Genomic DNA, 310 nt, shown 5'->3' with positions numbered 1-310 from the left:
CTATTACACCCTGGTCAACAACGCCAGCGGCAAACCGCAGCTGATCGAAGAACCACCGTTCAAGAACAAGCAGAAATCCCTGGTTCGCGTGCAGAACCTCAGCGACAAGGCACTGACCCTGAAAACCGCCGACGGCAAGACCGATGTGGTCAAGGCTGTGGCAGCCAAGGGCACCGGCGAGCGTGAAATCAATCCGGTCAAAGTCAGTCTGGCGCTGTACGACGGCGACAAGAAAGTCACCGATGTGAAACCTGTGGCCCTGGAGCGTGGCGAAGCCGCTGTTCTGTATATCACCGGCAGTGGCAGCAGC

Annotated in this window: 1 protein-coding gene; it reads left to right on the top strand. The window is 58.1% G+C overall.

Annotation, left to right across the window (positions count from 1 at the left end; all coding sequences use genetic code 11):
- Positions 1–310: alginate O-acetyltransferase AlgF (locus EE949_RS10570; protein ID WP_206335707.1), on the top strand; the 310-nt coding region annotated here is incomplete at both ends.

This window comes from Pseudomonas viridiflava (genome assembly GCF_900602065.1).
In the GTDB taxonomy this organism is placed as follows: domain Bacteria; phylum Pseudomonadota; class Gammaproteobacteria; order Pseudomonadales; family Pseudomonadaceae; genus Aquipseudomonas.
The sequence above is the reverse complement of the archived record's forward strand: the minus strand, read 5'-3'. Positions and strand labels throughout refer to the sequence as shown.